Here is an 8,304-nt window from a genome sequence, read left to right as displayed (position 1 = left end):
AATCCCGGTTCGCCCATTTCCGCTCCGACGACCATCACCCGCACATCCTTGTCACCGTATGCGATCTGCATGGTGAGGTAAGTAACGCCCGCGGCTTGGGCGACACCGCGCATCGCCTGGATCGGGCGTTCGCTGTCTTCGGTCAGGCTGGAGGGTTCGGCATAGGGGCCAAGCGTGTCCTTCTGCACGACCCACAGGTCGGCCCGGCTGTTATCGAGCAGAGCCTGCGCATCATCGACCATGCCGCGATAGACGCCAGCCATCGACAAAGTCACGCCAATCAACAGGCCGAGACCCACGCCGGTAAGGACAAATTTGCCCCAGCCATGCAAGATGTCGCGCCCAGCAAGGCTGATCATGGCAGCGCTTCGACAATGCTGAACCTGCTGCTGGCCGACAGTGCCCGCGCGCTGTGAGTCACGATTGCCTCGCCCCGGGTGAGGCCGCCTAACACCTGCACCCAGCCATCCAGATCCTGTGCGCCTAGTTTGACGGGCGCAAAGACGAGGTCGCCATCGCGGATCACCCAAACGCCAACCTGTCCATCGATCCGGTAAACAGCTGCATTGGGAATGGCCAGCGATCGTGCCTGTACAGGCAGGGCCACGGTTACTTCCGCCAGCTCACCGATTGAGGGTAGTCCGCCGGTTGCAGTGAACCGCGCCTTGGCCAACACTTCTTCGGTCAACGCATCTGCCATCGGCTCAACGCGTTCGATGATGCCTGAAAGGGGTGCATCCGGCCTTGACCGCAAAGCAACCCGAACCGGCTGACCCGCCGCCAGACCAGCCGATTGGGTCTGATCGAAGCGCACGTTGATCCACAATTGTGTAGGATCGATAATCTCGATCACAGCCTGACCGGCCACCACGGTCGTGCCGGGCTCTACGGCTCTGCGCACCACGAGCCCGGCGTGCGGTGCGACTAGGCGCAGGTTGGCACGTTGCTCGACCAACGCCGATCGTTCCGCGCCCAGACGCCCGCGATCCATTGTAGCAGCTCTGCGATTGGCTTGTGCAGCGGCAAGCCCTGCCTGCGCAGCGGCCAGTTCCTGACGGCGTTGATCAACCATCGCATCGGTAACCCAGCCACCGCGTTTTAGTTCTTCCGTCCGTGCGGCCACGGACCGGGCGAGGACAACCCGCGCGTTCGCATCCGCGATCTGAGCGACGGCGGCCTGTTCAAGCGCGGCTGACCGCGCCGTCCCGCCAGCCGCTGCATCAATGCGCTGGTCAAGGTCGATGGGATCGATCTGCGCCAGCAACTGCCCTGCGACTACTGTGTCACCAACATCCACCGCGACCATTGTCACCCGGCCCGCAGCGGTTGGCCCGATCTTCTGCGTGTAGCGCGCCTCGACGGTGCCGATGCCGAACATTGCCGGGGAAATGCTGCGCTCTTCCACCTGGGTGACTGTCACGTTGATCGGTGCCAACGGGCCAGATCGAAAGGCGACCCATGCAAACAGCAACAGCAAGGGCACCAGCACCGCCAGCATCGTCCAGCCACGGCGGCTCATCGTGAACGGCAAGGTCATTTGGTTCCTCGCAGTCCATCCAGGAAGACTTCGAAAAGCCTCGTCGATAGCGCAGGCATAGTGGTGAAATCATCGGCCGCCATCGCCTGCATTACCAGCCCTTGCACCATGCCGAGGAACATCGTGGCGGCTGCGGTGCAGTCAGCCTTTTCGTCGATCTGGCCTTGTGTCTTGGCAAGTTCGAGCAGGCCAAGCACGCGGCTGCGATACCCGCTCATCAACGCTCGCACTCTCGCCTTGCTTGGGGCGTCCGCATCGCGCTGCAATTCCCCGAACAGGATACGGGGAACGCCGGTATGCTCGACAACAAACTCGACATGGGCTGCGAAGATGGCCTGCAACTTATCCGTGGGCGTTGCTCCATCAACTGCATCAATCCGCGCCAGCAGGGTGTCGCTCGTCCAACCCATCACGGCTAACCAGACAGCTTCCTTGTCGGAAAAATGACGAAACAGCGCCCCTTGGGTCACGCCCATATATGCCGCAATCTGTGTGGTGGTGATGTCGGCGGGATTGGTCGTAGCCGCCAGTGCGATCACCGCTTCAACGGTTGCGGCCCGGCGCACATCGGCAGGAAGCTTTTTGCGGGTCATAGACCACCATACCACAAAGATAGTAATTAGTTACTATCTTAATTTTTACCATCTTTGGGCTATTTGGTCCTTTCTCTGAGCACTTAGGCAGCACTTTTGACACAACGTCGTTGCCACTCGACAATCGCCGATCAGGACTTGTCGAGGAGAAAAACTGCCTCTCGAGCGTCGAATGAACGAATGGCCGCTTACCGCGATCACTCCCTCAAAAGGAGACTGTCGGCAGTGTCGAACTTAGCCGCCATTTTGCGCGCACTGCAACTCAATCAACAATCGCCATAAGTTGTGATGGAATTGGCTGTGCCAACTTGCGGGCATCAGCACCATCAAGCCAGTCTTGATGGTCCTCTGGTTGCAGTATGACCGGCATCGCCTTTGGATGAATGGCACCAACCAGCGGATTGGGTTCGCAGGTTAGGAATGCAAACACATCGCCTTGTGTATCGGGCTGCCATATCCCGGCAAAGGCAAATACGGGCTGGGATGGTAGGTGGAGCCAATAGGCTCGTTTCTTACCAGTTTGGGGATCGGGCTTTGCACTCCATTCCTGAAACTGCGTCACGGGAACAAGACAGCGATGTTCCGAATTGGCGAGTGTGGGTCGCCAAAACGGGCTGTCATAGTTGCGGACATTCACCACTGGACCTTTGATGTTCGGTGGTGGCGGGAATCCCCATTTCATAGCTGTCATGGTGCGTTGGCCATTGTGCATCCTCACGGTCCAGCCTTCGCGCCCCGGCGATGTGTAGTCCTTCTCAAGCTCCCGTCGCCACTCATCGGCTGAGCGGAAGTGGAACAGGTATTCGGCGCGGGATACTTTGTGGCCGTAGAGGTTACACATGAAGCTATCCAATCACGAACGCTGGCGGTTGACAATGCGCTTCCACGCATAGTGGTCTGGGCCTGGCAACAGTGGCCCGTCGACAGGATCACTGGTTTGCTCGACCTTTGCCGGACGGCGCTTGAAATAGGATCGCCCCCAGCAAGCCCGGCAATAGAGCCGGTCGACAAATGCCTTCAGATTATCATCCGTCGTGAGCTGCTCGCATCGCCACCAATGCCCTGGTGCATCAATGACAGTGCTGCGCCCACAGACGCCGCAGGTCACTCTGAGGTTGATCTTGTAGAGAGCGCAGTCGAACAAGGTGCGCACAGGCAAATAGCCTTCCTTGCCTGGCACCCATCCAAAAGCAGGTTCGCGCTCACGCACAGCCTGCAAGTTGCTGCTGGACGTTATCGTCACTGCACATCGCACTGCCATCTGCCAGCGATATATCGAAGCATTGCAGTCGGTGTGCGAGACGATCGGCTAGCCGGGAAACGGCACGAAGCCCCCGATATCGGTCGGGATGCTGCAAGGCATTCAATGTCTCGGGCGGCGCCATCATCAAGGCGGCTTCCAGGTGACGCGTCAGCGCGTCAGGGGTGATTCTGTTCATGGACTAAATGGAACATATAAGGAACAATGAGTCAATGACACTTGATGCCCATCTCTGTCTAACCTAGTCACTGCCAAACTAAACCGACCCAAATGTGCATATGAAACGACCTAGGCGACATTCTAACATCATTCCCATGAAGCGATCGAAGCGATCCAAGGCTTTTGGCGCCAAGGACATCGCTCTCCTCTTTGGCGGAGCCATTATCCTCGGCGGTGGCATTGGGGTTGGCATGCATTTCTGGCAAACGAATGGAAGTGCAGAGCGCGTGGGATTAACATCTGCGGCGACGTTCAGCTTTTCCTTGTGCGCAGGCGGCAGTGATACCAACTGCGTCGTCGATGGCGATACGATCCGGATGAATGGCGACAAGATCCGGCTCGTTGGCTTCAACACACCAGAGATATCCGAGCCCGCTTGCGCGGCTGAAGCCGCAAAAGGAGAGCAGGCAAAGCTGCGACTATTGGAGCTGCTGAACTCTGGTGAACTTGCTTTCGCAGCGACCGCAGACCGGGACCGCGATCGCTATGGTCGGCTGTTGCGCCAAGTGCGGGTTGATGGCAGCGATGTTGCAGATACGCTAATATCAGAAGGCTTGGCAGAACCCTATCAGGGCGGCCAGAAACGCGACTGGTGCTAGGCTAGCGGAATATGCCAGCTTAGCCCTGCTATTCGCAGGCTTTTCCATCGCCGTCACGATCAAGATGTCGCCCATAGCCTGGCTCTCCGGCTCTGATCGGCGCAGCACCTACTGCGCGCGCGGCTGCGCAGTTGGGATAGTAGACATCACGACCAAAAGCGCGTTGGACCTCTCGAACAGGTTGCGCGGCAGCGCGGTGACAATGCCGACCGCCATTACGCCGATCATTGTGACAGCCATCAGCTGCCAGGCCACCGGGATGCGCAGCAGCGGGTGCACATAGAATACCGGCAACGGACAAACTCAACACGATGAAAAGGCGCACTGCGAATCCCTCCTCGAAGGAGAGAATGTGCGTTCAAACTTTAAAAGAGTCTAATCTGCAGAAATACGAAAGCGCGATATGGCCCAAATGAGCGGGAGATTTTGGTGTCGCTCTCTGGCCTCTCAGGTTCGGCCAGGGTGCGGCGCTTTTGTCTGACCCGCTGACACTCTTGCCTCTCTCCTTGCTGGACGCCCGCAGGCGCACACGCCCGCGCGCAGGACGTCCAGCTTCGTCGCGCCGTTGCAAGGGTGTCGTTTTGGTGGCTCGCGCTGCGAGCCCTGGGCGCGATGATCGGTCGAAACAATCTGCGATTCCACGCCGCAAATTCACATAAAGGAGCATCAGTAAAGTCGTGCGTTCTAACGAATTTGCTGACTTCGCGGGTTCGTTCGGCTATGACCTAATCACACACTGCAGAGTTGAGGTGGCCCGCGAGCAGTCGGAAAGGAAGTGGCCCAATGGATAACAAACCCGAGAAATTTGAAGATCGCGAACCAAGCGATGCGGGCCGTCAATGGTCTGGTTTCGCAGAAATCGACCAGGCCATCGCTGAAGACCGTTTAACGGGATATCGACTCCAAAAATCATGGCGCGATCCGATCAGCAGAAAGTTGCTGATCTTTTGCGTCGTTGCGATAGCTGGCGTATTTGCCTACCTTGTTGCAACAAGCCTTCTTTAGAGCGGCTGGATTAGCGCCATTCCTTTACGTTGTCCGCTGACTCCTCGTCTGCGCCGCGGGCACCCTTCGTGGTTCCTTCTAGGTAATCGCGAATGGTGTCGATGCGTTTGCGGCCCGATTGTTGAGCGGCGTTTACCTCTTCGCGAACGGAGCCAGGAGCTGCGTTACCCACTGCCGACTGGCCGCTGCCAGCGCCAACCTTCGAGTTACCTCTTACATCTGCTGGAGAAGACACATTTGGCCTTGAGACCGGCTTTCCGGGTGCAAGGACCAATTGGTTTTCTATGCCGTCGCGCAAGGTATCTGCATAGCTGTCGACAAAGCGCGCCTGAAGTGCCTGGCCTTCCTCGCTCAACTGGAAGTCTATGTCGTCAAAGCGCGCATTGCCGTAAAAGTCGCGGTTGCGCTCCATCTCTCCCAGACCCCATTCGCGGTAGGTCTGCGACAGGTTCAGGCTGCCGGAGGCGCTGTTCCCTTCGAACATAGACGCTTGCTGCTCCAACCGGTTTGCGATCTCTTCAGAACGCCGGGCTTCTTGCGTAAAGCTTTGCGCTTCGGTCAGCGACGCGTTCATGCCATTCGCGCTCGTCGATATCGACGAACTGGTCGACGTGCTGACAGTCCTAACGAAGCTATCACGCGCGCTCGACCAGTTCCGGCTATCGGAGATCTGCTTGAGGCTGCCCATGATGCGCGAACGATCCTCGGACGCGATACCGATATCGCTGTCAGTCCAGCTTTGATTGCGCCCGCCTTTGACACCGACCCCGAGGTTGGCAGGGCCCAGCTTCCCGCCAATGCCAGCAGATCCCTCGCCATTGAGGAACCAGCTTGTGGTGATGTCATCGGATGCACGGCGGCTGAGGCCATATTGGCGTTGCAGCGCTTTCGAGGCCTGATCGACCTCGTTGAACGCTGTGTTGACGCTGTCGGAGTTGGTCTGGCCGGTTGCGGTTTCAAAGGAGCTGCCTCTGCTGACCTGGTTGCGCAATTCCCGGAAATGCGTGACCGCATTCGCGGTCGATTGCTGGGCGAGGTTCGAGAAGGTCTCGCTGTTCGATTTGGACTGGCTCGCCATCGTCGATAGTCGCGAGGTGAACTCCTGACCCAGTGTTGGGGTGAACGGGTAGCTTGAGTTCGGGAGCTGGTCATAGCTGCCTTCGGCAAAGCTCGTCGTCATCGTGCCACTCTCGCTGTAACCGCGCGTCTGCGCTGCACCATATGTGAAGGACGGGGCGACATTGCCTTGGGCAAACTGGCGGGTCAGCACGTTCGAGGTCTCGAAGCTGGTATTGCCGAGCGAGACATTGCCGGTGCTTGCCTCGCGCGCGGCTTCTTCAGCAGCATTCTGGCTCGGATTGAGGTAGGAGGTGGCATGGTGCGAGATCGCCATTGCCCCCTTGGCGACCCCGCCTGCCAAGAATGGCACCGAGGCGATGAGATAGCCAGCCAATATGCCGATGTCGCTGTTGACGTCCGCCATGCCGGTGAAACTCGCAAGCGTCATGCCGCCATTGCTGGCAGCCGTCATGTCAGCCGCCCCCTTGAACATCAGCATCATGTGGAGGATGACAAAGAGCGGTCCCCAAGCGGCCAAATAGAAGAAGCCGGTGACATAGCCTTTCAAGGCAAGCGGTCCGGTCTTGGGCATCAGAAACAGCGGGAAGAGGACAGGGAAGAGCGCGTAGAACAGGACCGTGAGCACAACATTCAGGAGCGGCACCCATTTCATGGCATTGCTCGCGATCGAACTGTAGGTGCGCTCGGTCTGAATATCGGCACGGGTCTGGGCATAGACATCGACATTGCCAGCCCCGCTGGCGCCGCCCATTGCGTGCATGGCCTGGCTCATCGCATTGATGGTGAGCGTCTGCTTGAAGATCGCGGTCGCATTGGAGGAAACCCCAGTCAGATATTGATAGGCGATGGGCAGGTCGGCAAAGAGCTTGGCCTTGGCGAGGGCTGCGCTCTGGTTTGGATAGAGCTGACGGCCAAAAACATTGCCCATGCCGTCAATGAGCTGCACCCATTGGCCGTTGAGGCTGGTATAAGCCTCCCTGCAGGTGATGATATTGGCGGTGACTTCGCCGGTTGACGTGTCGCGGGTCAGGAATCGCTGTGCGCGCGCTTGGCTGCCCGGCGCAATCGTCGCCCAGATGTCGGTGCTTTCAGCGAGCTGTTTCATCGAATAGCGGCCGAGCAGCACGTCATAGAAAACACATTGTCGGAAATGTTCGTCAAGATTGGCAGCAAATTCGGGATCGGAGATACGAAGCGACCGCGTTGCATCATAGAGGCGCGCGCCATAGATCATGCCGTTCTGCGAGTAATTGAGATCGCCTGGCAGCCCGAATACCACTTCAGCCGAGCCAGTCAGATAATCGCCAATCTGGCTGGTAAAGCTTGCCATCAAGGCAAGACCCAGCGGCACATTGGCGACCTGCGAGGGTGCGAGGCTTGGATTCAATCGGTCGGTGACCTGCACATCGAGCCGGGGGACCATCAGGCAGCTGTACATGAGGGTAGCACCCAGGAACCAGTTGATCCACGCGCGCCAGTCCTGGTTGAAGGCGAGCATCAGTGCGGAAAAGCCAAGCCCCATCACCATCACGACCTGGAGCAGACCCTTGTAACCGCCATTCCCCGTCCAGGCGGCGACCGCATTGAAGACATTGACCAGATAGTCGCCGCCACCGACCGTGAAGACCTCGACCATATTGGTGTTCCTTGTGCGTCAGTGGGCGAGGCTGCGGGTCTGGACCGCACGCGACCAGTCGAGCGATGCCGCCATTCCGGGCGACATCGAGGCGGCGAGCACATTTTCGAGGAAGGCGGTCTTCTCGATGATCTGCATGATCGCGTTGACGCGCAAATGTGTGTTGGCTTGCCGGTCAGCGAGGCTCTGGCGGACCGCGTTCACCTGACCTTGCCACATCGCGATCTTGGCTTCATCGGCCCCGATGAAACTCGACATAGACCGGCCCGCTTCGCCGGTGATCCGGTCGAGAATGGCAAAGAGCAGGTCTACACTTGCAATCTCGGCCAGGGTCTCGCGGTCGTCGGTCGGCATGCCGCGGCCATAGGCCGCCT

9 protein-coding genes and 2 pseudogenes are annotated in these 8,304 nt (G+C 58.6%); 2 read left to right on the top strand and 9 right to left on the bottom strand.

Annotation, left to right across the window (positions count from 1 at the left end; translation table 11 throughout):
* The 6 genes and pseudogenes from PKC81_RS13910 to PKC81_RS13885 form a co-directional block, all read right to left on the bottom strand.
* Positions 1 to 359 (bottom strand): annotated as a pseudogene (locus PKC81_RS13910) (ABC transporter permease); the annotation flags it as partial.
* Complete coding sequence (locus PKC81_RS13905) at positions 356 to 1,537, bottom strand: efflux RND transporter periplasmic adaptor subunit (RefSeq protein ID WP_324337100.1); 1,182 nt, start codon at positions 1,535 to 1,537, stop codon at positions 356 to 358. The gene PKC81_RS13905 and the pseudogene PKC81_RS13910, both read right to left, overlap by 4 nt.
* On the bottom strand, positions 1,534 to 2,130 hold the full coding sequence (locus PKC81_RS13900) for a TetR/AcrR family transcriptional regulator (RefSeq protein ID WP_324337098.1): 597 nt from the start codon (positions 2,128 to 2,130) through the stop codon (positions 1,534 to 1,536). The genes PKC81_RS13905 and PKC81_RS13900 overlap by 4 nt, the downstream gene beginning before the upstream one ends.
* A 262-nt stretch (positions 2,131 to 2,392) precedes the next feature.
* A complete protein-coding gene (locus tag PKC81_RS13895; RefSeq protein ID WP_324337096.1) occupies positions 2,393 to 2,971 on the bottom strand; it encodes an SOS response-associated peptidase family protein in 579 nt (192 codons plus the stop codon).
* Positions 2,972 to 2,983: 12 nt separating this feature from the next.
* Positions 2,984 to 3,340, bottom strand: coding sequence for a hypothetical protein (locus PKC81_RS13890; RefSeq protein ID WP_324337094.1), 357 nt, complete (start codon positions 3,338 to 3,340; stop codon positions 2,984 to 2,986).
* The gene (locus PKC81_RS13885; protein ID WP_324337092.1) at positions 3,333 to 3,569 is read right to left on the bottom strand and encodes a hypothetical protein; all 237 of its coding nucleotides are present in this window, start codon (positions 3,567 to 3,569) and stop codon (positions 3,333 to 3,335) included. The genes PKC81_RS13890 and PKC81_RS13885 overlap by 8 nt, the downstream gene beginning before the upstream one ends.
* Positions 3,570 to 3,705: 136 nt before the next feature.
* Between PKC81_RS13885 and PKC81_RS13880 the strand changes: the two genes are divergently transcribed.
* Positions 3,706 to 4,209, top strand: a complete 504-nt coding sequence (locus PKC81_RS13880) for a thermonuclease family protein (RefSeq protein ID WP_324337090.1) — start codon at positions 3,706 to 3,708, stop codon at positions 4,207 to 4,209.
* 28 nt (positions 4,210 to 4,237) lie between these two features.
* On the opposite strand, the gene PKC81_RS13875 is transcribed toward PKC81_RS13880, so the two are convergent.
* The gene (locus tag PKC81_RS13875) at positions 4,238 to 4,519 is read right to left on the bottom strand and encodes an excalibur calcium-binding domain-containing protein (protein ID WP_324337102.1); all 282 of its coding nucleotides are present in this window, start codon (positions 4,517 to 4,519) and stop codon (positions 4,238 to 4,240) included.
* A gap of 473 nt (positions 4,520 to 4,992) precedes the next feature.
* Here PKC81_RS13875 and PKC81_RS13870 point away from each other — a divergent pair, with 473 nt between their 5' ends.
* On the top strand, positions 4,993 to 5,214 hold the full coding sequence (locus PKC81_RS13870; RefSeq protein ID WP_324337088.1) for a hypothetical protein: 222 nt from the start codon (positions 4,993 to 4,995) through the stop codon (positions 5,212 to 5,214).
* 10 nt (positions 5,215 to 5,224) lie between these two features.
* Here the strand turns inward: PKC81_RS13870 and PKC81_RS13865 are convergent, their stop codons facing one another.
* Both PKC81_RS13865 and PKC81_RS13860 read right to left on the bottom strand, forming a co-directional pair.
* A complete protein-coding gene (locus PKC81_RS13865; protein WP_324337086.1) occupies positions 5,225 to 7,930 on the bottom strand; it encodes a conjugal transfer protein TraG N-terminal domain-containing protein in 2,706 nt (901 codons plus the stop codon).
* Between the two features lie 18 nt (positions 7,931 to 7,948).
* A pseudogene (locus PKC81_RS13860) lies at positions 7,949 to 8,304 on the bottom strand (conjugal transfer protein TraH); the annotation flags it as partial.

The organism is Sphingorhabdus sp. (assembly GCF_035329025.1).
GTDB lineage: Bacteria > Pseudomonadota > Alphaproteobacteria > Sphingomonadales > Sphingomonadaceae > Sphingorhabdus_B.
This window is presented reverse-complemented; position numbering and strand designations above follow the sequence as displayed.

Bases quoted from the DNA above. Each gene is read 5' to 3' on its own strand.
- PKC81_RS13905 (WP_324337100.1), bottom strand. From the start codon at position 1,537: ATGACCTTGCCGTTCACGATGAGCCGCCGTGGCTGGACGATGCTGGCG.
- PKC81_RS13900 (WP_324337098.1), bottom strand. From the start codon at position 2,130: ATGACCCGCAAAAAGCTTCCTGCCGATGTGCGCCGGGCCGCAACCGTT.
- PKC81_RS13895 (WP_324337096.1), bottom strand. From the start codon at position 2,971: ATGTGTAACCTCTACGGCCACAAAGTATCCCGCGCCGAATACCTGTTC.
- PKC81_RS13885 (WP_324337092.1), bottom strand. From the start codon at position 3,569: ATGAACAGAATCACCCCTGACGCGCTGACGCGTCACCTGGAAGCCGCC.
- PKC81_RS13880 (WP_324337090.1), top strand. From the start codon at position 3,706: ATGAAGCGATCGAAGCGATCCAAGGCTTTTGGCGCCAAGGACATCGCT.
- PKC81_RS13870 (WP_324337088.1), top strand. From the start codon at position 4,993: ATGGATAACAAACCCGAGAAATTTGAAGATCGCGAACCAAGCGATGCG.
- PKC81_RS13865 (WP_324337086.1), bottom strand. From the start codon at position 7,930: ATGGTCGAGGTCTTCACGGTCGGTGGCGGCGACTATCTGGTCAATGTC.